This window comes from Yoonia tamlensis, from assembly GCF_900115105.1.
Taxonomy (GTDB): Bacteria; Pseudomonadota; Alphaproteobacteria; order Rhodobacterales; family Rhodobacteraceae; genus Yoonia; species Yoonia tamlensis.
In genome coordinates this window covers 2,031,306-2,053,879 of the sequence record NZ_FOYP01000001.1, presented here as the reverse complement: position 1 = coordinate 2,053,879, position 22,574 = coordinate 2,031,306, and the positions used below count along the sequence as shown (strand labels likewise).

The following is a 22,574-nucleotide window of genomic DNA, read 5'->3' as shown; positions in this document are numbered from 1 at the left end:
ACAATGGCAACACAAAAGAGTGTGACACCAAGCGCCCAAAGCATCGCCCAAAGCGCGCGCGCCGCCCAAAAAGGCGGGTTGCCGCCGGTGCATTTGTGGAATCCGCCCGATTGTGGCCCGATTGATATGCGGATCGCGCGGGACGGGACATGGTTTTATATGGGCACCCCAATTGGACGGCCCGAACTTGTGCGCTTGTTTTCAACGATTCTGCGCAAGGATGGCGATGAATATGTGCTTGTCACACCCGTTGAAAAGGTCACGATCACGGTTGATGACGCGCCTTTTGTGGCGGTGGATTTCAACCGCAAAGGTGACGCGCTGGTTTTTGAGACCAACGTGGGCGATACCGCTGTGGCAGGCCCAGATCATCCGATCCGTGTGGCATATGATCCGCAAACGGGGGAACCCAGCCCCTATATTCTGATCCGCGCCGCGCTTGAGGCATTAATTGATCGTAAATCTTTTTACCGCCTTGTTGAGACCGGCGAAGAGGCCACCCATGCAGGCGAGCAGTGGTTTGGCGTCTGGTCGTCGGGTGTTTTCTTTCCCATCATGCGGGCCAAGGATCTGGCCTGACCGACCAATTCCGACGAGACATTATTGATGCCAAAATATTGCGCCAATCTGACATTGCTTTTCACGGAACTGCCGTTCCTGCAACGCTTTGGCGCGGCCAAAGACGCGGGCTTTGACGGGGTTGAGGTGCAGTTCCCATATGACGTGAACGCCCAAGATATCGTGAACGCGCTGGCGCGCTATGAATTGACGATGGTGTCGATCAACTGCCCGCCGCCAAATTACACAGGCGGCGAACCCGGTTGGGCGGCGGTGCCTGCATTGCAACAACGGTTCCAGCGCGACTTCATGCGTGCCGCGCGCTATGCCAAAACGCTGGGCGCGCAGCATTTGCATATCATGGCAGGGGTTGCAGACGGGCCAGAAGCCGAAGCGGTTTACATTGAAAACCTGTCTTGGGCTGCCGCACAGGTGCCCAAGCAAAGCCTGCTGATAGAGCCGATCAATCGCGGCGATATGCGCGGCTATTTCCTGCATGATTTTGACCGCGCCGCACGGGTCCTTAAAATGATAAATGCGCCCAATGTACGTTTGTTATTTGATGCATATCACGCTGCAAAAATCACCGGTGATGTGTTCGCAACATGGGAGGCTATGCGCGGTATTGCGGCGCATGTGCAGGTTGCGCAAACCCCAGACCGTTCTGAACCCGATGCGGGTGAAATCGACTATCCGGCGTTTTTTGAACAACTTGCCAAAGATGGCTATCAGGGCTGGATCAGCGGTGAATACAAGCCGCGCGGCGAAACGGCAGCAGGATGTCAGTGGGTTACTTGACCGAATTTCGTTGGGTCGCTATGCAACGCGCAGGCCGCTAACGCCTGCCACCCGCTGACATCTGTCTTGGTGAAGTTTAGCGCATGATTTCATATTTCCCTTCCGCATTTCGCGCGGATGGTAACGCGGGTGCCCATCCTAAATCGACGCGATCTTCGGATTGAGGAGTATGGGCATGTCTGACATCCCACAAAACAAGTTTCTGACGGGCGCATTGGGCCGTTTGTATATCAAGACCGCATTGCCGATCATTTTTGTGATGGGCATGAACGGGGCGCTGACGGTCGCGGATGCGCTTTTCTTGGGGCATTACGTTGGGCCGCAGGCCTTGGCCGCGGTGACGTTGATGTTTCCTATCTACATGCTGATCGCCGCCTGCGCGACGCTTGTCTCCAGCGGCATGTCGAGCATCCTTGCACGGCATTTGGGGGCTGGGCGTATCACGCAGGCGCGCGCAACATTTGTGGGCGCGCATGGGTTGGCCCTGTCGGTGGCAGGTATATTGATTGTACTGGCCACGCTGTTTGGCCCCAAAATAGCGCAGCTTTCTGCCGCCTCGGACCCTGCGCTTGCGCAAATGGGGCTGACATATCTGCGCATCACGGTCTGGTTCACGCCGGTGATGTTTATCCTTTCGGTCAATTCCGACGGTTTGCGCAACGAAGGTCGGGTCGGGTTTATGGCCGCGATGAGCCTGCTCGTGTCACTGGTCAATATTGCGTTCAACTATGTGCTGATTGCCAAGCTGCATTTGGGCGTTGCCGGATCGGCCTTTGGCACGGGGCTGGCGCAATGCGTGGCATTGGCCATTATCATGGGGTTTCGGGCGCGCGGGCAAACCCCGCTGCCGATCGAGGTGCTGCGCGGATTTTCTTGGGGGCAGGGCTGGTTGCGGATGCTGGCCCTTGGCGCGGCGCAAAGCCTGAATTTCACCGGTCTCGCGCTTGGGTCCGCCGCGATTATGGCCACGCTGCAAATGGTGCAAACGCCGCATTACGCCGAAACGGTCACGGCCTACGGGATCATCACACGGGTGGTGACATTTACCTATTTGCCTATGCTGGGGCTGTCGTTTGCGATGCAATCAATCACGGGCAACAATTATGGGGCCGGACAATGGGCGCGGGCGGGGCGGTCGCTGCGGATCGCGTTGATTGCAGCGTTTGTCTACTGTGTCGTTGTGCAGATCATCGTGACCAGCTTTGCCGCCCAGATTGGGGCCGCTTTTGTGGCGGATGCCGCCGTCATCGCGCAGGTCGCGCGGATCATTCCGGTTATGGCGGTGGTGTTTTTTCTGATGGGGCCGCTGATGATGATGGCCAGCTATTTCCAGACCATCGGGGACGCCACGCGCGCTGCCATCTTGGGGCTTTCCAAACCCTATCTCTTTGCGATCCCGCTGACCTTTGCGCTGCCAAGGTTCATGGGCGAGCCGGGGATATGGTACGCGGGGCCGGTTTCTGAAATCTTGCTTCTATTACTGACAATTGCGATCGTCGCGCAGCGAAGGATGCAATCAAACATGCAGGAGGTCGCACAATGACCGTACAACTTCCAAGGCTGCAAGACGCCAAAGCGCAGGCCAAATCGCTGCGCGCGGGCACCACAGGGATCAGCCACGCGCAGGCGCTGGAACAGATTGCAAAGAAATACGGTTTTCGCGATTGGAACAGTTTGCATGCCGCAATCATTGCCGAGCCGCTCCAATCACTGGCGGCCGGTGCGCGGGTCGGCGGGCGTTATCTTGGGCATCGTTTTCAAGGCGAAATCATCCGCACGCGCGAAATTGGCGCGGGCTTTGTGACGCTGGAAATCCAGTTCGATCATCCGGTGGATACGGTGTGTTTTACCAGTTTCCAAAACATGCGCAGCAGGGTCACAGCGACCATCGGGCCGGATGGCTATTCAAAAGAACGCACATCCGACGGTGTGCCGCATCTTGTTTTGGATACTGAAAACCTGCTGACATAACGCTGTCAGTAGGGGTATGGTTAAAGGGGCCATCAACATCGCAAACAAGGAGATGAACGATGGGAAATAATGCAATTGTTGTCTGGACCGAAGTACCCGTAACCGACATGGAGAAATCAGTGGCCTTCTATAATGATGTCTTTGGCTATCAGATGGTTATCGACAATTCCGGCCCCAACCCTATGGCGAATTTCGGAACCGATATGAATGCCGTCGGCGGGCATATCTATCCGGGCAAACCGGCAGCGGATGGGGGCAATACAATCCACCTTGCCGTGCCTGATACGCTAGAGGCCGCAATGGAACGCTGCACCGCTGCGGGTGGTGCGGTCGTCAGCCCCGTGATTACAATTCCGCCTGGTCGGTTTGCCTATGCCAAAGACTTGGACGGCAATTCGCTTGGGCTGTTTGAGCCTGCGAAATAATGCGCAGGGCCGACCGTCTTTTCCAGATACTGCAGTATCTACGGGGTGGTCGGCTCACCACGGCGGCGCAATTGGCCGAACGGCTCGAGGTCACGCCGCGCACAATCTACCGCGACATCGCGCATCTGATCGGGTCCGGCGTGCCGATTGATGGCGAGGCTGGCATCGGATACCTGATGCGCGACGGCTATGATCTGCCACCCTTGATGTTTTCCGAGGAAGAAATCGTCGCGCTGGTCGCGGGCGCGCGGATTTTGCAAACGTGGGGCGGCACAAAGATGTCCGCCGCCGCGCAAGAGGCGCTCGTGAAGATCGACACCGTCCTACCCGATACCGCACGGCGTAAAATCGGCCAAGTCAATGTCCACACCGTTGCCGCCCCTTGGCACGGCGGCAGTTGGCGCGATCATATCGACCAGTTTGAAGAGGCCGCTACATCGCACACGCGCCTGACGATAAGCTACGAAGATGGCAATGGCGCGGCCAGTTCCCGCACCGTGCGCCCGCTCGGCGTGTGGTTCTGGGGCAAAGTCTGGACCGCCGTCTGCTGGTGCGAATTGCGGGATGATTTCCGGATGTTCCGGCTCGACCGGATCGTCGCGGTCGAAGACGCAGGCACGTTCCGCCCCGCCAAAGGCCAAACGCTCAAGGATTTTATGGAGTGTAAGGCGTACGAGCGTTGAGGGGCTACATGTCGGGCATCGGTGTTTGGCGTAAAGGTGGCAGCCGCTAGCCCAGCCAGTTCAACGGCATGGTCGCGCGAAACAGAGGTTGTCTCGGTCCGCTCGGCCGGTGCCTAGTCTACTAAAGATTGACACATGTGCGCTTCAGACGCAGGCGGACGTGTGCGCAGTGATCTTGAATACGCAGCCGGAAAATGGGACTGATCCCTATCGGTTTCAGGAGAGCACTAGATGATTCCACAACGCTATGCCCCCATTCTATTTGGTTTCCTACTGTCAGGCATGATGTCCCTGCTAGTCACCGCGATCGCAACGTTTCGGGCGATTGGGATGGTTCCTGAATTCGCAAGCCTCTGGATGGGATCATGGGTATCAGCATGGCTTGTAGCCTTTCCCGCCGTCCTAGTTGCAGCACCCATCACGCGGCGCTTGGTAGCCGCGATTACACGGCCACCAAGCTAAACCATTAGATCATTCCGACAGGCTTTGCGCGAGCCGCATGAGTTGCACGGCCTCGGTCCGGTAGCCGAAATTATCGTCACCGCGGTTGGCGTTGGCCAGTGCGATGGAGTCAGCATAGCCCCAATCACCAAGGTAACTATCGTCGCGCAGCAACTGCCCGAACCCTGCGATGGCGGCGGCGAAATTGGCCTCGGTGTCGGGGTTGCTCTGGCCTGTGATCGCGGTTTCGATCAGCTGGCTGGTGTCTTCGCCCGGTGCCTTATAGCGTAGTTTGACAAAGCCCAATTCATCCGACGAGGCCGCAACGGAGTTGGGCGCATAGCGTAGCGGATCAGACAATTGCGCGGGACTGCCGACGGGCGTGATTTCATAGATCGCGGTGACCGTATGGCCAGCGCCAAGCTCCCCTGCGTCAACCTTATCATTGTTGAAATCTTCGCGGTTCAGCGCGCGGGTTTCATAGCCGATCAGCCGGTATTCGGCGACTTGGGCCGGGTTGAATTCGACCTGCACTTTGACGTCACCCGCAATCGGGAACAGCGCGCCGGAAAGCTGATCCACCAGCACTTTTTGCGCCTCAGATAGAGTATCAATAAACGCCGCCGTGCCGTTGCCGTTTTGGGCAAGCGCCTGCATCGTCGCATCATCGAGATTGCCGCGCCCGAACCCCAGCACGGACAGATAAGTGCCCGTGTCGCGTTTGCCGGCGATGAAATCCTTGAGCGCGTCGGGATTGTTGATCCCAACGTTAAAGTCGCCATCTGTGGCAAGGATCACGCGGCTGACCTCGCCATCTTCGGCCATTGTATCGGCCACAGCGTAAGCTTGTTCCAGCCCGCCTTGCCCGTTGGTCGACCCGCCCGCGCCCAGCGATTGCAGCGCTTGCAAAATGGTCGCGCGGTCCGATGCGGCGGTGGGGGCCAGAACCTGCCCCGCGCTGCCCGCATATTCCACAATTGCGACCTGATCTTCGGGGCGCAACTGGTCAAGCATGATCCGGAAGGATTGTTTCAGCAGCGGTAGTTTTTCGGGTTCATTCATCGACCCCGATGTGTCGATCAAGAACACAAGGTTCAGCGGCGGCCGGTCGTCGAGCGCAGGCATCTGCCCTTGCAGCGCGATATGCACCAATTGCGTGTCCGGATTCCACGGTGTTTCAAAGCTGGACACGGTCGTGCGGAACGGGCTGTCATCTTCGGGGGCGGGGTAGGCATAGGGGAAATAGTTTATCATTTCCTCGATCCGCACCGCATTTGCGGGGGGCAGATGCCCGCGTGACAAGGATGAGCGCACAACGGAATAGGACGCCGTGTCGACATCGATTGAAAAGGTCGAAACCGGATCTTCAGAAGTTATTTTCAGCGGGTTCGGTTCCGCATTGGCATAGGATTCGGTGTCAGCCTGCGTGATCACGGGTTGCGGTTCGGGTGCCACAAGGCCGAGCGCGGGGGCGGCGGGGGCCGCGCGGTTGATTTCTTCGGCCATAACGGGGCCTGTCACGATGATCATATCCAGATCATCAGCAAGCGCGGCATCATCGCGCAGTGCGGCCCGTGCGGTTGGTTGCGGTGGAGGGGCGTTGGTTTCGGCCATCAGGTCTTTGGGGGCTGCTTCGGCTGCGGCCAATTCGGCGGTGCCTGATCGCGCAGCGCCAAGGCCCGTGTCGTCAAACGCGGCTTCTTCGTCGCTGGTTTGCAATGTATCTGCCTGTTCTGCCGTAGGGATCGGCGTTGCGCCGAAATCATGTTCGCGCGGGGCTAGCAGGTCTTGGCCCGCCGGTGTCAGCACAAGAAACCCGCAGGCCACGATGGCCGTGGTTGTTGTCAGTGCCGCTTTAGATGTCAGTGTATTCAGCATATTCGTTACTCCTGTCCAAAGGCGATTGCGCCCGGTTACAGGGGTAGGACGCGGCTGCTGGCGCGATCCTTGGAGGTCGTCGAAATTTTTCTGCGCAAGCGCGAGGTTCGCGGCGCGGCGCGCGGCATCTGGGCGCGGGGTGGCGGCATCTATCATGGATTTGAGATCATCGAGGTCGTCTGTCATAGCGCGTCCTCCTTTTCTTTGATTGCGCGCAGGGCTTTTTTGGCTTCGGAAATGCGCCAGCTGATTGTGCCCTCGGACACGCCCAAAATATCGGCAGCTTGGGCGTGGGTCATATCATCAAGCACAAGCGCAAGTGTGTCGCGCAGGTCGTCATTCAATTGGTTCATCGCGGCGGTCAGCCAGTCGACCTGTTCGGCGGTGTCTTTGTTCGTTTCAGTGCGTGCAATTTCCCAATCGCCCCAGCCAGTGGTCGCTTTCATATAGGTCGCGCGCTTGCGGCGGCGATCATGCGCGGCATTCACCGCCACACGGTAAAGCCATGTCGTGACCTTGGCGCGGCGTTGGTAACTGGCCAGTTTCGCGGGAAGGGCGGCGCAGATATCTTGCGTCAGATCCTCAGCCTCGGCCCGCGCACCGGTCAGCCGAAAGCAAAAGGCAAACAGCCGATCATAATGGCGATCCAGCAGGCTCGCAAAAGCCTGCCCATCGCCATTTGCAGCCGCCGCTGCGAGATCTTCGTCACTGGTTGTCATACGCATCACAATTGGTTGGACGCGGGCCAATGGTCAATCCTTGGCGGGAATTTCTGTCTGTTGTCCGCCGATGTAGGCGAATGCGCTATTGACGCGCAACCAACGTCGGGCGGCGGCGCAGAGTTTTCCAAAGCCAAAACAGCATCAAGATTATGATAGCGAGTTCCGGCAGTGACAAAATACCCGAATTTTGCACCACTTCGGGAAAGGCCGATGCACCCGGTCCGGTGAATGCTGATCCCGCCGCAATGAAGAAACCGATACACATGCGCAAAAGATGCTGGGCGATCCTCTGTCTGTTTGAAATCTGTGCGCCAAAAATCATGCGAATATCGCCAACGCCTGCAATGGCCGCCATGCCGAATAGGAAAAAGTAATCCTCTGCCGCGAAGCCAAATAGATATGCGTTCGGCAATGTCGTGGCATACCAGCCCGCAATGAAAAGGCTGAACGCGTTGAGGAAATTTAGCCCGGCGACCGCGATGAACCATTTCTTTATGCCATGCGCATGGATGCGCACCGCCAATACGCCGCTGGAGACCAACGTTGCCCCAAGAATACCCGCATGGAACGTGATCCAAAAGGTTTCATACTTCAATGCGCCAAGAACCGCGCCGAGCACAGACGCCGCCCCCATGCTTACGACAAACACGCGGCCCGCGTTAGTATGAACTTTGCGTCCTTTGCGTGATGCGAGCGCGATCGCGCCCACAATGACGGCCAATGTGCCGAGCGTTACATGTGCAATCAATGCGATGATATCTGGAGTAGGCATAACGTGTCCTGTCTTGGTGTTGGTTTTGTCCGGTTATGCGCAGTACAAAATGTCGTGTCGTCCGCGCATGACGGCGCGGACATTTTTGTTTTGCTCGATGGGTTGCGTTGATGCCGCTGTTGAAACCAGTCTATCAAAGGGAATGGAAAACGCTGCTGTTTTGACCCTCGCCGGGCTGTGCCTTGGCATTGCGCTGTCCGGGCTTCTTGCCGTTGTGCTGCGGCAAGGCAGCCTGCTTGAAAGGTGCAGCCTCGGGATTGTTTACGTCGCGTTCATCGGGATGATCGCGCTGCCGCTTATCGCAACTTTCGCGGCATTTGCGGTGATCAATTACATGCCGCTGTTGCTGGTCATGCTGCTGGTACTGCCGCCAGCGTTTTACTACTACGTCATCGCCAAGACATCCAGGGCGTCACCAACCGTGCAAACGCTTTGGCGGGATCTGGCGCTGCCATTGATTGGGGCTGTGGTCTGCATTGGTTTTTGGACCCTCCCCGCGCAAGCTAAAAGGGAAATGTTCATACTGGGCGAATTGCCTCCGGGCATGTTGCCCGCAGCACTTGCGCTTGTGACCTTTGTGTTGCTTCTGGTCTGGATGTTTGCGTCTTTCGCCTACCTTGTCGCGATCCTGCGCCACCTTGCGACCTATCGCGCATATATTAGACAGCTTTATTCGGATGTCGCAGAACGTGATTTACGCTGGGTCGATGCGGTGATGGTTTTACTGATATTGATCTGGATTGCGGCGGCGGTTTCGCTCGCGGATGAAAATTTTGCGGAAGGCAGTTATTTCGCTAAGGAACTGCTTCTGACGTTGATCGCCAGCGGCCTGTTGGTGCTGAACATCTTCGCGCCAATCAAAGCGCCAGATCTGAACATAGCGGGCGAAGCCGACGCGCCAGACCTCAAATATGCCCGCTCTGCGTTAACCGCTGACCACGCGGCAAAACTGGCCGACCGTATTGCGAAGGCGATGCAAAAAGATGCGCTTTATCTCGAACCCAACTTGACGTTGCAAAAGCTGTCGCAGCATGTGGGTGCGCTGCCTAATCAAGTGTCACAAACGCTCAATCAAGAGATCGGGGTCAGTTTCTTTGACTATGTCGCGCGCTGGCGGATCGAGGCCTCAAAACCGCGGATCAAAGCGGGTGAAGCATCGGTGCTCACCGTTGCGCTAGACGTTGGTTTCAACTCGCGGTCAACTTTCTACAAGGCATTCAAACGCGAAACGGGCATGACACCCAAAGCCTATCGCGCCGCGCACGTCCTCGCGGGCTGAAAACCTGTCAATCGCCATTTGCAGCCGCATCCAATCAAACGCGTCACATTTGATTGAATGCGGCTAAAGGCCAATCATTGGTCGGGCGACGAAAATATTTCTTGCACCCGCCTATTATCGTTTGACCTTCCATTGGCTGGAAGCCGTAAAGCGGATCCAACAATCGGAAAAGAGGTCATTATGAAGCCATTCATCGCCACAAGCGCAGTCGTCGCAATCGCCACGTTTGCCTATGTTGGATTCTTAAATGCGGACACGCGCGTTCAGACCGTTGAAAGTGATGCTGTCGGCGCCGCACTCGTAGAAGTGGTCCTGCCTGATACTCTTTCGGAGAATGCGCAGCTCGGCAAACGGGCCTATGATGCAATATGTGCGGCCTGCCATGGCGCAAATGCCGCTGGGCAGGATGGCGTAGCGCCGCCCTTGGTGCATGTGATCTATGAACCCGGCCATCATGGCGATGAGAGTTTTCAACGGGCCGCAGCGCTGGGCGTGCCGAGCCATCATTGGCCATTTGGCGATATGCCAGCCCTTGATGGCGTTACCCGCGGTGATGTTGCGATGATCGTGGAGTATGTCCGCACGCTCCAGCGGGCGAACGGAATCAATTAGGTGGGGTATCAGGGGCTTTGTGCCCCTGACGTGCGCAAGTCTTTAGACACCCACGCAAATATACTTCATCTCAAGGTAATCTTCGATGCCGTGCGATGATCCTTCGCGGCCAAGGCCGGATTGTTTGACGCCGCCGAATGGCGCGACTTCGGTCGAAATGATTCCGGTGTTTACACCAACAATGCCGTATTCCAGCGCTTCGGCGACCTTGGTGACGCGCGACAGGTCTTTGGCGTAGAAATAGGATGCCAGACCAAAGATCGTGTCGTTGGCTTGGAAAATCACGTCGTCTTCGTCTTCGAACATGAACAGCGGTGCAAAGGGTCCAAAGGTTTCATCGGTGCTGACGGTCATGTCTTTTGTAGCGTTGCTGATGATGGTGGGTTCAAAGAACAGCCCGCCCAGATCATGCGGCTTGCCGCCGGTCAGCACAGTGGCGCCCTTTGCCAGCGCATCGTCAAGGTGGCTTTGGACCTTATCAATTGCTTTGGCTTCGATCAGCGGGCCAAGCGTTGTGCCATCGGCCAGCCCGTCACCGACCCGCAATGCGTTGACGGCGGTGGCGAATTTCGCGGCAAAGGCATCGTAGACGCCTTTTTGCACGTAAATCCGGTTGGCGCAGACGCAAGTCTGGCCGTTGTTGCGGAACTTGCACGCGATTGCCCCTTCGACGGCGGCATCCAGATCGGCGTCATCGAACACGATAAACGGCGCGTTGCCGCCCAGTTCCATGCTGCATTTCATCACCTGATCGGCGGCCTGACGCAGCAGAATGCGACCGACTTCGGTTGAACCGGTAAAGGTCAGTTTGCGCACGATGGGGTTTTCGCAAAATTCCTTGCCGATGCCGGCAGCGTCTTCAGAGGTCACGACAGAAAACAGCCCCTTGGGCAGACCTGCTTCTTCGGCCAGTTTCGCCATCGCGAGTGCGGATAGGGGCGTTTGCGACGCGGGGCGCACCACAAAGGCACAACCCGCGGCCAGTGCGGGGGCCACTTTGCGTGCGATCATCGCGTTCGGGAAATTCCACGGGGTAATTCCTGCGGCCACGCCGATGGGTTGCTTGATCACGGTGATCCGCTTGTCAGCCATATGGCCGGGGATGGTTTCGCCGTAGACGCGCTTGGCTTCTTCGCCGAACCATTCGATGAAGGATGCCCCATAGGCGACTTCGCCCCGAGCCTCGGCAAGTGGTTTGCCCTGTTCGGCAGTCATGATCACGGCAAGGTCTTCTTGGTTGGCCATCAGCAGATCAAACCATTTGCGCAAGATCTGCGCGCGTTCCTTTGCGGGGCGCGCGGCCCAGGGTTTTTGCGCCGCTTCCGCTGATTTGATGGCATTGGCAACTTCGGCACGGTTAAGGTCGGGCACATTTGCGATGACATCGCCGCGCGCGGGGTTAGTCACGGCAAAAGAGGCGCGCCCTTGGGCTGCCACCCAGTCACCCGCAACAAATGCGGCCTCGCACAGCAGGTCAGGCCGTTTGAGTATTGATTTTAGGTTGGTTGAATTATCAAGCATGGTAGGCTCCGTCATTTGTTGCGCCATCTGAACCTTCGGGCGCGGCCGCGTAAAGGGGGAAAGATGGAATTCGACGATGCATTCGCAAATGCGGCCTATATTGCGGATGGCGCACGCTATCCCGACAAATGGGCAGCGCAGGCCGCACAGTTTCGTGCAAGCGCCCGACATGAACCGGATATCCCTTACGGCGCGGGTGCACGGCTGCGGTTTGACCTGTTCCATCCGGTGCGGCCTGCGCGCGGTGTGGTCGTGTTTGTGCATGGCGGTTATTGGCGGATGTTTGACAAATCCTATTGGTCGCATCTGGCCGCAGGACCGCTGGCACTGGGCTGGGCGGTTGCGATACCTTCTTATGATCTATGCCCGCAGGCCACGATCACCCAGATCGGCGACCAGATTGCCAGCGCGGTTTCGGTCGTCGCACAGCGTGTGTCCGGCCCGATTCGGCTGACAGGGCATTCTGCGGGGGCGCAACTGGTCGCGCGCATCGGTGCAATCGGGCCAAATGCGGCGTGGAAATCGCGTCTTACGGGGGTTTTTCCCATCTCACCCGTTGCAGATTTGACACCATTGTGCCGGACCACAATGAATGCGGATCTTGGGTTGGATGCCCAAGAGGCACACGCGCAAAGTCCGCTTAATATGCCTGCACCCGCCTGCAAGGTCGAAATATGGGTCGGGGCAGATGAAAGGCCTGTTTTTATTGAGCAATCGCAATATCTTGCGAAATATTGGGGCTGCGGGTTGATACTTGAACATGGCAAACATCATTTTAACATAATTGAAGGATTATCTGACCCAATAGGCGCGTTGACACGCGCAGTTTGTTATGAGGAAATACACGTAGCGCCCATCGGGTAGTCACATAAATATCAAGGTGCTAAGGCATTTATGGAATCTCAATACAGTGTATTGTAACAAAGTACGGCAGGTTTTGCCGATGCGAGGGTAAAGATGAAGATGAAAACGACATTGCAGATGCTTACAGCGGCGACAGTCGCGATGGTTTTGGCAGGCTGCGAAACGACCCGTGACGGGAATGGAATCACTGATGGTGGCTATGACGGCGGCCCGCTGGCCGATGGGGTCGCAAACATCTGGGTTGATCCTGACGGGTGCCAGCACTGGTACATCGATGACGGCCTTGAAGGGTACATGACACCGCGCCTGAACCGCGATGGCACACCGCGCTGTCAAGATGATCGTGGCGCAATTGTTCTTAAGGACGGCAGCACCATGATGGCAGAACAAGAACCCGCAATGCCGGGCGCCTGAGCGCGAATCAATTTCCACAAAAATCGGCGCCCGATGCGGGCGCCTTTTTTGTTTCAGCGCATCGGTGCAAACCGCGCGTCCCGCAATGTGCAATCGCGGATAACGTCCGGACCACATGTCCGGAATTCCAGATCGCGGGTCAGGCAAATGCGGGCTTCTTGGATATAGCTGTCTTTGCAGGTGATGGTGATCTGATCCGCCAAGAGCCCCGGATTATCGGCGAGGAATGCGTCTTCGATGACCTGCGCAGGCACGGTGATATCGCGGTCGATCCTGCGAAAAACCGGCGGGCGGACTAGCCGGTCATAGGCCAGACGCGACAGCGCAAAATAGTCATCAGATGTTAGTCCGGTGCAAACCCCATGTTTGCGCCACTGGTGCCACGCAAGCCCCGCGCTGCCCATAATATCAGACATTTCAGCGGTTTGGCTGCGTGATGGCGCACGGTGTGTGGTGCGGCAATTGGCCGGATATCCGCGTTCATATTGTGGCCAAAGCCCGTGCAATATCCACCCGTAATCCGCGTTGGCTTTGCATTGTTGCGCGCCGCGCGCATCGCCCTCGATGGCGCACCAATTGGCGGACCACGACAGCGCCATAACGTAATAGTCGAATTCCCCGGCGGTATCATCGGCATGGGCCGCGCCCGCAACAAGCATGAGAAGGGCGAAAAGCCTGCGCATTTTGATCTTTCCTAAATCTGTTTGCGTCACTATATAGGGTTCAAGTTCCCCGACAATGCGAACCCGGCTGTGATTACAGTCTGCCCAGTTTAAGGGCGCGGGAAAGGCTTGTCTGAAAATACGCAGGAGATGAAAGATGTCCAATACACCGATTATGGCCAAAGCAACGGCTGTGTGGCTTTGCGACAATACGACGATGACGTTCAAACAGATCGCAGAATTTTGCGACCTGCACGAGCTTGAGGTGCAAGGCATCGCTGACGGTGACGTCGCTGCCGGCGTCAAAGGGTTTGACCCGATCGCCAACAAGCAACTGACCCAAGAAGAAATCGACAAGGCCGAAGCCAACCCACAGCACAAGCTGAAACTGCTGTTCAACCCTGCATCTGCAGGCGAGGAAAAGCGCCGCGGCCCGCGGTATACGCCACTGTCAAAACGTCAGGACCGTCCAGCGTCGATCTATTGGCTGGTGAAATTCCACCCCGAATTGTCGGACGCCCAAGTCAGCAAACTTGTCGGCACCACCAAACCGACCATTCAGGCAATCCGCGAGCGCACCCACTGGAACATCAACAATATCGAACCGATTGATCCGGTTGCGCTGGGCCTGTGCAAACAGTCCGAGCTGGACGCTGCCGTGCAAAAAGCCAATGCGAAAAAGGCTGCCGAAGGTGGTGCGATGACCGATGATGAACGGCGCAAGCTGGTCAGCACCGAAACGTCGCTGGGCATGGAGCCAGAGCCGAAAATGCCTTCGTCCCTGTCAGGGCTCGAGACATTTAGCCTGTCGGATCCGCGCGGTGACGAAGACGAAGAGGCTGAAGACAAGCGCGACGTATCCGACGCCGACAGCTTCTTTAACCTGCCCGATAGCGACGACAACGATTGATCTCAGCCATTTTGGTTGATTGATGGCGCGGGTCTTGGGACCCGCGCTTTTTTTATGCGGGCCGTCTGGCGACGACAAAGCGCGCGGACCTGTTTTTGCCAAAATACCCGGTCTCGACCAGTTCAAATCCGGCACGTGCGATCGATTTTTCAAGTTCACCCACGGTAAAGCTGTTCACAAATGGCGCCTTTTTGAACATTTGCATCACGCGGATCACGACCGGAATCGCACGGTTCATTTCCCCGATGCAGGCCGTTTTGGAAATCAGGTAACCGCCGGGTTTCAACTGCCCGTAAAGATGGTCCAGCGATGCGGGAAGATCATCAAGAAGGTGCAGAATACTAAACGCGCAGATCGCATCAAACGGCGCATCTGCCAGCGGCTTCATTGCGGGGACTTGCAAGAAACGAATATTTGCAGGGGTACCCGCCTCGCGCTTGGCCTCGGCAATTTCAAGCATCGCCCCTGAAATATCCGTTGCGGTGATTTTTGCGACAAATGGCGCAAGCAAAAGCGCGGTGCTGCCGGTGCCGCAACCGATCTCGAGCAAATGGTCCTGGGCTGACAGGTAATTGCGGGTGCGAGCCAGTGTTTCTTGGTAGGCGGTTTCACTGGGTACAGGGCGGGCCGCGTATTTGCGCGCGGCCTTGTCCCAAAAGCTGGCAGAAGCCATGGTCATAATCCTATCTGAATGTGGTTCGGAAACTTGGACGCAGGTTATATCGGTGTCGATCGTATATGAATTGCCAAATAATGGCGTTTCGATATACATATATGTATGAACTGGCAGGCAATATCTTTTGATTGGAATCAAGTGCGCGCGTTTCTGGCGACCGCGCAAGAAGGATCACTTAGTGCCGCGGCACGTGCACTTGGGTCAACGCAGCCGACCATCGGCCGGCAGGTTGCCGCGCTCGAGGCGGAACTGGGCGTGATGTTGTTTGAACGCGTTGGCAAGACATTGGTCATCACCAATTCCGGTCAGGATTTGCTGGAACATGTGCAGGTCATGGGGGATGCCGCCAGCCGGATTTCGATGGTCGCGACGAGCCAGTCACAATCAGTTTCGGGGCGTGTTTCTGTAACCGCCAGTGACCTGTTCGCCGCCGCCTATCTGCCACAGATTTTGAAAACCCTGCGCCGCACCGCGCCGGGGCTTGAGATCGACATTATCGCCAGCAACCATATCGAGGACCTGACCCGTCGTGATGCCGATATTGCCGTGCGTAACGTGCGCCCAACCCAGCCTGACCTGATCGCGCGCCTGATCGGCCATCACAAAGCAGGGTTATTTGCCGCCAAAAGCTACCTAGATGAAAGAGGCCGCCCGCAGGCTTTGGGCAATCTTGCCGGTCACGATTTTATCGGCGTTGGTGACCGCGAGGAGCTGGTCACATACCTGCAGATGCAGGGCATTCATCTGACACCGTCGCAGATACGCTATACCGCCGACAATGGTGTGGTGATGTGGGAACTGATGCGCGCGGGCTTGGGGATCACGACCATGCCAAACGGGATCTGGCCCAGTGTCACGGATGTTGAACACATCCTGCCGGATATGGAGCCGCTACGCTTTCCGATGTGGTTGGCGACGCACCGCGAGCTGCATACGAGCCGCCGGATCCGGATTGTGTACGACGCGCTTGCCGATGCTTTGGGCAAGCTGCCCCAGTATTAAAGCGCCTTGCGTGCGTTCAGGGCAGCGGTGATGGTGCCATCATCAAGATAGTCCAGTTCGCCACCCACAGGCACACCTTGGGCCAGCGATGTTACCATGATGTCAGTCAGCTGGTCGGCGATATAATGCGCTGTCGTATGCCCGTCGATTGTGGCGCCAAGGGCAAGGATTACTTCGGTGACGTTTTCGGATTTGACGCGGTCCAAAAGTTTCGGGATGCGCAATTCATCCGGCCCTATGGCATCAAGCGCCGACAATGTACCGCCAAGCACATGGTAGCGCCCCTTGAACACCTGCGCGCGTTCCATCGCCCATAGATCGGCAACATCTTCGACCACGGCGATTTGGCCGATGTTGCGCTTATCGGACTGGCAGATATCGCAGATATCGGCGGTGCAGATATTGCCGCAGTTCAGGCATTCGCGCACGGTTGAGCCGACGCGATGCATGGCCTCGGCCAAGGGAACAAGGACCTGCCCGCGTTTCTTGATCAGGTGCAGCACGGCACGGCGCGCCGAACGGGGCCCAAGCCCCGGCAGTTTCGCCATCAGCGCAATCAGGTTATCAAGATCATCAGTGCCGTTGGTCATGGGGTTCCTGCTGTCACGAACAAATTTCGCGAAATTTGTTCGCTCCATTGAATTTTCGCGAAAACTCTATCGCGTCTAGAATGGCAGGTTCATGCCGGCAGGCAGGCCCATGTCCTCGGCCATTTTGGCCATCTCGCGCTGGCTGCGCTCGGCGGCCTTGGCTTGGGCGTCCTTGATTGCGGCCAAGATCAGGTCTTCGACCACTTCTTTTTCATCGCCGTTAAAGATGGATGGATCAATATCCAGCCCCTTAAGCTCGCCCTTGGCGGTTGCCGTCGCTTTGACAAGCCCTGCGCCGCTGACGCCTTCGACCATGATGTTTTCAAGGTCCGCCTGCATCTGCGCCACCTTGCCCTGCATTTCCTGGGCTTGTTTCATCATCTTGGCCATATCGCCAAGACCACCTAATCCTTTGAGCATCGTGCTCTCTCCTGTCTTGTTTGCCTTCAGATATGGGCTGCGCGCGCGATTGGCAACGCGGCACTTAATCCTCGTCGAAGGGATCCCATTCGTCGTCCACCTCTGGCAATGCGTCCTCAAACGCGTCTTGGGCTTTGTCGGCCTCGGTCTGGATTTTACTGATCTTGGCTTTGGGGAAGGCTTTAATCACGGCTTGGACCAGCGGGTGTTCTTGAACTGATGCGCGCAGGGCGTTCTCATCGGCGTCGCGGACCTCGGCGATTGTGGGCGCGCCTGCGTCGGTTGTGACCGAAATGACCCAGCGCGTGCCGGTCCATGTCTGCAGCCGCGATCCAAGCCGCCCGACCAGATCTTTTGCGGCGTCATCGGTCGGGTTCACGGTAATCCGTCCGGGTTGGTAATTGACCAACCGCAGACCGGTTTCGACCTCGACCAAAAGTTTCACATCGCGTTGATAGCGGATCAGCGCGACGACATCTTCGAACCGCGCGTAATGTTGCAAGGCATCATCCGCCAAGGCCACAGCCGCTTGCGCGCCGGATGCTGACGGGCCACTTGGGCCTGAATGCGTTGGCGCAGGGGTCTGTGACATGGCCGAAGTCGTCCCGCCAGACGGGGCAGGGCGTCCGCCGTATGGCCCGCCGCCGGGCGGCGGCGTTGCGTTTTGCAGTTTGCGCACCAATTCATCAGGTGTGGGCAGGTCGGCAACATGGGTCAGCCGGATTACGGCCATTTCGGCGGCCATCATCGCGTTGGGGGCCATCGCGACCTCTTCCAGCGCTTTGAGCAGCATTTGCCACATCCGCGATAGGACCCGCATTGGCAGATCGGTGGCCATCGCCTGACCACGCGTGCGCTCATCGGGGCTGATGGTGGGGTCTTCGGCGGCTTCGGGGGTGATCTTGATCACGCTGACCCAATGGCAGACCTCGGCCAGATCGCGCAGCACCGCCATCGGATCGGCCCCGTCGGCGTATTGGCCGGATAGTTCGGTCAATGCTTCAGCGGCTTGGCCGCGCAGGATCATGTCGAACAGGTCAAGCACACGGCCCCGATCCGCTAGCCCCAGCATTGCGCGGACCTGATCGGCGGTGGTTTCGCCCGCGCCGTGGCTGATCGCCTGATCCAGTAGTGACGTCGCATCGCGCGCGGATCCTTCGGCGGCGCGGGTGATCAGCGCCAGCGCGTCATCGCTGATTTGTGCGCCTTCGCCATCCGCGATTTTGCGGAGCAGGGCAATTTGCACTTCGGGCTCGATCCGGCGCAGATCGAAGCGCTGGCACCGCGACAGCACGGTGACGGGAACCTTGCGGATTTCGGTGGTCGCAAAGATGAATTTCACATGGGCGGGCGGTTCTTCGAGCGTCTTGAGAAGCGCGTTAAACGCGCCCGTCGACAGCATGTGCACCTCATCGATGATATAGACTTTGTACCGGGCAGAGGCAGCGCGGTAATGCACAGAATCGATGATCTCACGGATATTGGCCACGCCTGTGTTCGACGCGGCATCCATTTCCATCACGTCAACATGGCGGCCTTCCATGATCGCGCGGCATGGTTCGCACTTGCCACAAGGATCGGTCGTTGGCCCGCCAGTGCCATCGGGGCCGACACAGTTCATCCCTTTGGCAATGATCCGCGCCGTGGTGGTTTTGCCGGTGCCGCGAATGCCCGTCATAATAAACGCCTGCGCGATCCGGTCCGCCGCGAACGCATTCTTGAGCGTGCGCACCATCGCGTCTTGGCCGACCAGATCGGCAAAGGTTTCAGGCCGGTATTTACGTGCAAGCACTTGGTAGGCGGGGGTGTCGGTCATGGGGGCCTTTGGGGTGTGGATTCTATCCGCGCCAGCCTAAGCGGGCAGGGCGCGAAGGTCCACCGCTTTGACTGCGACCATGCTGCGCCTTTTGCTTTGGGTGCGGGCGGTGCATATCTGTGCGCGACAGTAATAAAGGCGTTTGAAGATGGCGATTTCACGGCGTGGATTTATGGGCGTTATGGGGGGCGGCGCGATTGGTGCCGCAGGGCTTTGGCCGCGACGGGCCGTAGCTGCCGTACAAAGCCTGACCATCCAGCCCGCGAGCTATGCGGTATTGGACGTACCGACGCAGGGCATGGTATCCGCCTTTGCCGATGCGCCGCCGCCGGTGATCCGCATGCGGCAAGGCCAACCATTTGCGATTGATGTGACCAATGCCACCCCCGATTACACGGCGATGCATTGGCATGGGTTGCGGGTGCCAAATGCGATGGACGGCGTCCCCTATCTGACCCAGTTTCCTATCGCCGAAGCCGAGACATTTCGCTATGCATTCACCCCCACGGACGCGGGCACCTATTGGTATCATCCGCATTGCATGACGATGGATCAAATGGCGCGGGGCATGACAGGTGTGTTGATTGTGGACGAGGCTGATCCGCTGGAATTCGACTCCGAAGTGGTTTTGAACCTGCGCGATTTCCGTCTGAATAGCGCGGGCGAATTCATCGATCTGTGGACTGCGCGGGGGGCTGCGCGATCAGGCACTTTTGGCACGGTTATGACCGCCAATTGGAACCAGCTTGATCTGCATGATGTGCCGACTGGCGGGCTGGTGCGGTTGCGGCTTGTGGCGACGGATACGACGCGGATTTACAAGATGATCGTCGCGGGTGCTGCGGGTGCTGTGATCGCGATGGACGGGCATCCGCTGCGTGAACCGGTGCCATTTCCGAGCGCTGAAAAGCCTCTGATCCTTTCCCCCGGACAACGCGCTGAAATTGTCCTGAAAATGCCAGACATAGAAGGCGCCGAAGTCACTGTGCTGACCGACGCGCCAGGCGGGCCGCGTGCGCTGGCGCAATTGCGCAGCGTTGGTGCAAACCTTGGGCGCGCGCTGGCTGACGCGCCGCAGCTATTGCCGAATCGGGTTTCAGAACCTGACCTGACCGCACCGCGTGTTGAAGAATTCGTCTTTGGCTGGACGCCCGAAGGCGGGCCGCCCGTGGACGGGCTGTGCGGGTCGCTTGGCTATGCGTTCTGGTCGATCAACCGCACCCCGTGGCAGGGGGATGCCGCAGAAGACACGCCCGCCTTGGCGACATTCCAAAAGGGCGAAAACGTGGTGCTGCGGCTACGCAACGAAAGCCCCAATGACCACCCGATCCACCTGCACGGCATGACCTTCCGGCCGATTTCATCCAACAAACGGGTCTTGCCATCCAACTGGACAGATACGGCGCTGCTGCTGCGCGAAGAAACCATCGAAATTGCCATGGTCATGGACAACCCCGGCGATTGGGCGTTTCATTGCCATGTGATCGAACACCAAAAGACGGGGCTGGCCGGGTTTATTCGGGTTTTGGGGTAGGGCCGCCGAATTGCGACTAATCTTCTGAGGTTATTCAATAAAGCGAAGATGTTGCCGATGACCGAAGGAAAGGATTATTGCTGTGCTTGAGCTAAGACCAAATTGCGAATGGTGTGACAAGGATCTGCCGCCTGATTCAAACCAAGCGCGGATATGCAGCTATGAATGTACTTATTGCGCAGATTGCGTCGCGCATGTTCTGCACAACGTGTGTCCAACCTGTGGCGGCGGATTTGTCGCGCGCCCGATCCGGCCAAAGAACGCCTATCACGATCAGCCCAAGCTGGGATTGGCAAATCAACCCGCAAGCGTGGTGCGCAAGCATTCGCGTTGGACGCGTGATCAGGTCGATGCGCTCAGCCGTAAACTGCGCGACGTGGCAGAGAAGGATCGCTAGTTTTGCCGGTCCGCGAAATCACGCCCATGCGACAGCAACAGCAAACCATGGATCATCAAATTGTCTGTATTTGAGATTTTTGAACTGCCCATCGTCACAGGGCGCATTGCGCTATGCCCTTCACCGGGCAGCAGCGGGGATTATCCGGCGGATTTGCGTGACCTGCTGCATTGGGCGCCGGCATTGGTGATCAGCTTGACCGTGCAGGCCGAATTGCAGGCCTGCGGTGCAGCGCATCTTGGCGATGATCTTGTGCGGCGGGGCATTGACTGGCTGCATCTGCCGGTGCCGGATTTCGAGGTGCCTGCGCATATGGACTGGCCGCGCCTGCATGCGCGTATGACCGCCCAGTTTGATCAGGGCCACGGCGTGTTGATTCATTGTCGGGGCGGCTGCGGGCGGTCAGGGATGCTGGTTTTACGGGCGATGATTGCCGCAGGCGAAGCCCCTGACGCCGCACTTGCGCGCTTGCGCGGCGTCAGGCCCTGCGCCGTAGAAACCAAGGCGCAGCTTGCTTGGGCGCAGCAGGGTTAGCGCCCTTTTTTCTTCATCGCGCGTTTGACGTTCTTGGAAAACTTCTTTGCCCGTTCACGCGATTGCGCGATCGTTTCGGTCGCATGGGTGTTTTCGCGTTTCAGCTTTTTGAACCTGCGCAGGCGTTCGGGGTCGATATCGCCCGCCGCGATGGCCGCCTGCACGGCGCACCCCGGTTCGCTGTCGTGGTCGCAATCGCGGAATTTGCAGCGGGTGACCAATTCCGAGATTTCGGGGAAGGTCGCATCAATGCCAAAGGCGGCTTCGGCCATGCCAAGCCCGCGCATCCCCGGCGTGTCAATCAGCCAGCCGCCCGACGGCATCGCATGCAAGGAACGCCCCGTCGTGGTGTGCCGCCCGCGCGCGTCGTCTTCGCGGATGTCTTGGGTGATGGCATTGCCGCCCGTCAGCGCATTAGCGACCGTGGTTTTGCCCACGCCCGACGATCCACTCAGCGCGACTGTCTGGCCCTTGCCGCACCACGGCGCCAGCACAGCGGCGACATCACCTGATTTAGCATCAAGCGCGATCACCTCAAGCCCGCGCCCAAGCGCGCGCGCCTGATCGACATAGCTGTCGGGGTCTTCGCATTGGTCTGCCTTGGTCAGCAGAATCACAGGCGTGACCATCGCGTCATGCGCCAATGCAAGATAGCGTTCCAGCCGCGCCACATTGAAATCATTGTTGCACGAGCTGGTGATGAACAATGTGTCCAAATTGGCTGCGATCAGTTGTTTGTCGCCGGTATGGAATTCGGTACTGCGCGACAGTTCCGTTTTGCGGTCAAGCACGCGGATCACGCGGTGCTGTTCAGTTGCAGCCAGCACCCAATCGCCGACTGCCACAGCGGCGGTAGTAATTTCAGGATCAAGCGTCAGTTCAAGATTGCCAATCTCGGAAAAGCCGACAACACGGTCGCGGTGGACGGTTGCGATACGGGCAGGGGTAAGCGTCTCGAGATCGGCGATATCAAGCTGCGACATAAAGAAGGGCGACCAGCCAAGGGCGTCGCGGGAAAATTCTGTCAATGGAATGTCCTCGTCAAAGGAAATGCGTTGGCTGATAAGCACAGGCTATCAGCGGGAACCGGACGAG

At 57.8% G+C, this 22,574-nt stretch carries 26 protein-coding genes; 16 read left to right on the top strand and 10 right to left on the bottom strand.

Features of this window, described 5'->3' with window-relative positions:
* Positions 1 to 3: 3 nt before the first annotated feature.
* The 7 genes from BM320_RS10530 (at position 4) to BM320_RS10500 (ending at position 4,897) form a co-directional block, all read left to right on the top strand.
* Positions 4 to 579 (top strand): DUF1285 domain-containing protein, encoded by a 576-nt coding sequence (locus tag BM320_RS10530; protein ID WP_090200573.1) that lies wholly within the window; start codon positions 4 to 6, stop codon positions 577 to 579.
* 27 nt (positions 580 to 606) lie between these two features.
* Complete coding sequence (locus tag BM320_RS10525; RefSeq protein WP_090199710.1) at positions 607 to 1,356, top strand: hydroxypyruvate isomerase family protein; 750 nt, start codon at positions 607 to 609, stop codon at positions 1,354 to 1,356.
* A 175-nt stretch (positions 1,357 to 1,531) separates the two neighbouring features.
* Positions 1,532 to 2,899: an MATE family efflux transporter gene (locus tag BM320_RS10520; protein ID WP_090200572.1), complete on the top strand. Its 1,368-nt coding sequence runs from the start codon at positions 1,532 to 1,534 to the stop codon at positions 2,897 to 2,899.
* Entirely contained in the window at positions 2,896 to 3,327 is a 432-nt protein-coding gene (locus tag BM320_RS10515) for a glyoxalase superfamily protein (RefSeq protein ID WP_090199708.1), read from the top strand. Before BM320_RS10520 ends, BM320_RS10515 begins: the two co-directional genes overlap by 4 nt.
* Before the next feature lie 59 nt (positions 3,328 to 3,386).
* Positions 3,387 to 3,752, top strand: coding sequence for a VOC family protein (locus tag BM320_RS10510; RefSeq protein WP_090199706.1), 366 nt, complete (start codon positions 3,387 to 3,389; stop codon positions 3,750 to 3,752).
* Complete coding sequence (locus BM320_RS10505) at positions 3,752 to 4,435, top strand: helix-turn-helix transcriptional regulator (protein ID WP_090199703.1); 684 nt, start codon at positions 3,752 to 3,754, stop codon at positions 4,433 to 4,435. The genes BM320_RS10510 and BM320_RS10505 overlap by 1 nt, the downstream gene beginning before the upstream one ends.
* Positions 4,436 to 4,666: 231 nt before the next feature.
* The gene (locus tag BM320_RS10500; protein ID WP_090199701.1) at positions 4,667 to 4,897 is read left to right on the top strand and encodes a DUF2798 domain-containing protein; all 231 of its coding nucleotides are present in this window, start codon (positions 4,667 to 4,669) and stop codon (positions 4,895 to 4,897) included.
* A 9-nt stretch (positions 4,898 to 4,906) separates the two neighbouring features.
* Here the strand turns inward: BM320_RS10500 and BM320_RS10495 are convergent, their stop codons facing one another.
* From BM320_RS10495 to BM320_RS10485, 3 genes are all read right to left on the bottom strand, one after another.
* The gene (locus BM320_RS10495; protein ID WP_090199699.1) at positions 4,907 to 6,940 is read right to left on the bottom strand and encodes a vWA domain-containing protein; all 2,034 of its coding nucleotides are present in this window, start codon (positions 6,938 to 6,940) and stop codon (positions 4,907 to 4,909) included.
* Entirely contained in the window at positions 6,937 to 7,473 is a 537-nt protein-coding gene (locus BM320_RS10490; protein ID WP_090200571.1) for an RNA polymerase sigma factor, read from the bottom strand. Before BM320_RS10490 ends, BM320_RS10495 begins: the two co-directional genes overlap by 4 nt.
* 85 nt (positions 7,474 to 7,558) lie before the next feature.
* Positions 7,559 to 8,248 carry a hypothetical protein gene (locus BM320_RS10485; protein ID WP_131802385.1) on the bottom strand — a complete coding sequence of 230 codons (690 nt, stop codon included), beginning with the start codon at positions 8,246 to 8,248 and terminating at the stop codon, positions 7,559 to 7,561.
* Between the two features lie 142 nt (positions 8,249 to 8,390).
* On the opposite strand from BM320_RS10485, the gene BM320_RS10480 reads away from it, so the two are divergent.
* Both BM320_RS10480 and BM320_RS10475 read left to right on the top strand, forming a co-directional pair.
* Positions 8,391 to 9,527: a helix-turn-helix domain-containing protein gene (locus tag BM320_RS10480; protein WP_165615029.1), complete on the top strand. Its 1,137-nt coding sequence runs from the start codon at positions 8,391 to 8,393 to the stop codon at positions 9,525 to 9,527.
* 180 nt (positions 9,528 to 9,707) lie between these two features.
* Positions 9,708 to 10,139, top strand: a complete 432-nt coding sequence (locus tag BM320_RS10475) for a c-type cytochrome (RefSeq protein WP_090200569.1) — start codon at positions 9,708 to 9,710, stop codon at positions 10,137 to 10,139.
* A 42-nt stretch (positions 10,140 to 10,181) separates the two neighbouring features.
* Here BM320_RS10475 and BM320_RS10470 read toward each other — a convergent pair whose 3' ends face one another.
* Positions 10,182 to 11,660, bottom strand: a complete 1,479-nt coding sequence (locus tag BM320_RS10470) for an NAD-dependent succinate-semialdehyde dehydrogenase (RefSeq protein WP_090199693.1) — start codon at positions 11,658 to 11,660, stop codon at positions 10,182 to 10,184.
* 63 nt (positions 11,661 to 11,723) lie between these two features.
* On the opposite strand from BM320_RS10470, the gene BM320_RS10465 reads away from it, so the two are divergent.
* Together BM320_RS10465 and BM320_RS16460 are read left to right on the top strand one after the other, a co-directional pair.
* Complete coding sequence (locus BM320_RS10465) at positions 11,724 to 12,524, top strand: hormone-sensitive lipase (protein WP_090199691.1); 801 nt, start codon at positions 11,724 to 11,726, stop codon at positions 12,522 to 12,524.
* 99 nt (positions 12,525 to 12,623) lie between these two features.
* Positions 12,624 to 12,938, top strand: coding sequence for a hypothetical protein (locus tag BM320_RS16460; RefSeq protein WP_207496871.1), 315 nt, complete (start codon positions 12,624 to 12,626; stop codon positions 12,936 to 12,938).
* A 53-nt stretch (positions 12,939 to 12,991) separates the two neighbouring features.
* Here BM320_RS16460 and BM320_RS10455 read toward each other — a convergent pair whose 3' ends face one another.
* Entirely contained in the window at positions 12,992 to 13,621 is a 630-nt protein-coding gene (locus tag BM320_RS10455; protein ID WP_090199689.1) for a ribonuclease T2 family protein, read from the bottom strand.
* A gap of 136 nt (positions 13,622 to 13,757) precedes the next feature.
* On the opposite strand from BM320_RS10455, the gene BM320_RS10450 reads away from it, so the two are divergent.
* Positions 13,758 to 14,510 (top strand): DUF1013 domain-containing protein, encoded by a 753-nt coding sequence (locus BM320_RS10450; RefSeq protein ID WP_090199687.1) that lies wholly within the window; start codon positions 13,758 to 13,760, stop codon positions 14,508 to 14,510.
* 52 nt (positions 14,511 to 14,562) lie between these two features.
* On the opposite strand, the gene BM320_RS10445 is transcribed toward BM320_RS10450, so the two are convergent.
* Positions 14,563 to 15,183, bottom strand: a complete 621-nt coding sequence (locus BM320_RS10445; protein ID WP_090200567.1) for a class I SAM-dependent methyltransferase — start codon at positions 15,181 to 15,183, stop codon at positions 14,563 to 14,565.
* A 141-nt stretch (positions 15,184 to 15,324) separates the two neighbouring features.
* On the opposite strand from BM320_RS10445, the gene BM320_RS10440 reads away from it, so the two are divergent.
* The gene (locus BM320_RS10440; RefSeq protein ID WP_311135499.1) at positions 15,325 to 16,188 is read left to right on the top strand and encodes a LysR family transcriptional regulator; all 864 of its coding nucleotides are present in this window, start codon (positions 15,325 to 15,327) and stop codon (positions 16,186 to 16,188) included.
* Here the strand turns inward: BM320_RS10440 and recR are convergent.
* The 3 genes from recR to BM320_RS10425 form a co-directional block, all read right to left on the bottom strand.
* Positions 16,185 to 16,778 (bottom strand): recombination mediator RecR, encoded by a 594-nt coding sequence (gene recR / locus BM320_RS10435; RefSeq protein ID WP_090199683.1) that lies wholly within the window; start codon positions 16,776 to 16,778, stop codon positions 16,185 to 16,187. The genes BM320_RS10440 and recR overlap by 4 nt on opposite strands.
* A gap of 75 nt (positions 16,779 to 16,853) precedes the next feature.
* Positions 16,854 to 17,198 (bottom strand): YbaB/EbfC family nucleoid-associated protein, encoded by a 345-nt coding sequence (locus tag BM320_RS10430; protein WP_090199681.1) that lies wholly within the window; start codon positions 17,196 to 17,198, stop codon positions 16,854 to 16,856.
* A gap of 64 nt (positions 17,199 to 17,262) precedes the next feature.
* Positions 17,263 to 19,014, bottom strand: coding sequence for a DNA polymerase III subunit gamma/tau (locus BM320_RS10425; RefSeq protein ID WP_090199679.1), 1,752 nt, complete (start codon positions 19,012 to 19,014; stop codon positions 17,263 to 17,265).
* A gap of 148 nt (positions 19,015 to 19,162) precedes the next feature.
* On the opposite strand from BM320_RS10425, the gene BM320_RS10420 reads away from it, so the two are divergent.
* The 3 genes from BM320_RS10420 (at position 19,163) to BM320_RS10410 (ending at position 21,479) form a co-directional block, all read left to right on the top strand.
* Entirely contained in the window at positions 19,163 to 20,548 is a 1,386-nt protein-coding gene (locus tag BM320_RS10420; protein ID WP_090199677.1) for a multicopper oxidase family protein, read from the top strand.
* An 82-nt stretch (positions 20,549 to 20,630) separates the two neighbouring features.
* On the top strand, positions 20,631 to 20,945 hold the full coding sequence (locus BM320_RS10415) for a DUF1272 domain-containing protein (RefSeq protein WP_090199674.1): 315 nt from the start codon (positions 20,631 to 20,633) through the stop codon (positions 20,943 to 20,945).
* 60 nt (positions 20,946 to 21,005) lie between these two features.
* Entirely contained in the window at positions 21,006 to 21,479 is a 474-nt protein-coding gene (locus tag BM320_RS10410; RefSeq protein ID WP_090199672.1) for a protein-tyrosine phosphatase family protein, read from the top strand.
* Here the strand turns inward: BM320_RS10410 and rsgA are convergent.
* A complete protein-coding gene (gene rsgA, locus BM320_RS10405) occupies positions 21,476 to 22,507 on the bottom strand; it encodes a ribosome small subunit-dependent GTPase A (protein WP_242650997.1) in 1,032 nt (343 codons plus the stop codon). The two genes, BM320_RS10410 and rsgA, sit on opposite strands and share 4 nt — an antisense overlap.
* Positions 22,508 to 22,574: the final 67 nt, after the last annotated feature.